Source organism: Luteibacter yeojuensis (assembly GCF_000964085.1).
Lineage (GTDB): Bacteria > Pseudomonadota > Gammaproteobacteria > Xanthomonadales > Rhodanobacteraceae > Luteibacter > Luteibacter yeojuensis_A.
Window position 1 is genome coordinate 1 of record NZ_JZRB01000137.1, and the last position, 823, is coordinate 823.

Genomic DNA, 823 nt, shown 5'->3' on the forward strand with positions numbered 1-823 from the left:
GAGCGCGCTCGCGCGCGATGGCCCTGGCGGGCGCACTCGTCTGGGCAACCACCGCACATGCCACCTCCCCCGTCGATATCCCCAGCACGATGAGCCAAGGCGCCCTGGCCATCGCCCACGCCCCACCCGGCAGCGCCGTGCGCGTCAATGGCAAGCCCGTGCGCGTGGGCGCCGATGGGGTCTTCGTGTTCGGCGCGGGCCGTGATGAGCAAGGCCCGCTGAAGATCGACGTGGCGGGCCGCGCCTATAGCGTGGCGGTGACGCCGCGCGACTGGCCCATCGAGCGTGTGGAAGGCGTGCCGCCGAAGACGGTGAACCCGCCGCCGGCCATCGCCGCGCGCATCGAACGCGAGCAGGCCCTCGTCGTCGCCGCGCGCAACCGCGACGACGCCCGCGAGGATTTCAACCACGGCTTCACCTGGCCCGTCACCGGCCGCATCAGTGGCCGCTTCGGTAACCAGCGCATCTACAACGGCGACCCCAAGGCGCCGCATTCCGGCATGGATATCGCCGTGCCCGAAGGCACGCCGGTGAAGGCACCCGCGGCGGGCGTGGTCACGTTCGCCAATCCGGACCTCTACCTCACCGGCGGCACGGTGTTGCTCGACCACGGCTTCGGCCTGTCATCGAACTTCCTGCACCTGTCGCGCATCGACGTGAAGGTGGGCCAGCGCGTGCAGCAAGGCCAGGTCATCGGTGCGGCGGGCAAGACCGGGCGCGCGACCGGGCCGCACGTGCACTGGGGCTTCAACTGGTTTGGGGTGCGGCTGGATCCGCTGTTGCTGCCGGGGATCCAGGCCCCGTAGGAGCCCACTCCGTGGGC

The 823-nt window shown here is 71.1% G+C and carries 1 protein-coding gene; it reads left to right on the forward strand.

Features of this window, described 5'->3' with window-relative positions:
- Positions 1-17: 17 nt before the first annotated feature.
- On the forward strand, positions 18-806 hold the full coding sequence (locus tag VI08_RS20585) for a M23 family metallopeptidase (protein ID WP_045831519.1): 789 nt from the start codon (positions 18-20) through the stop codon (positions 804-806).
- Positions 807-823: the final 17 nt, after the last annotated feature.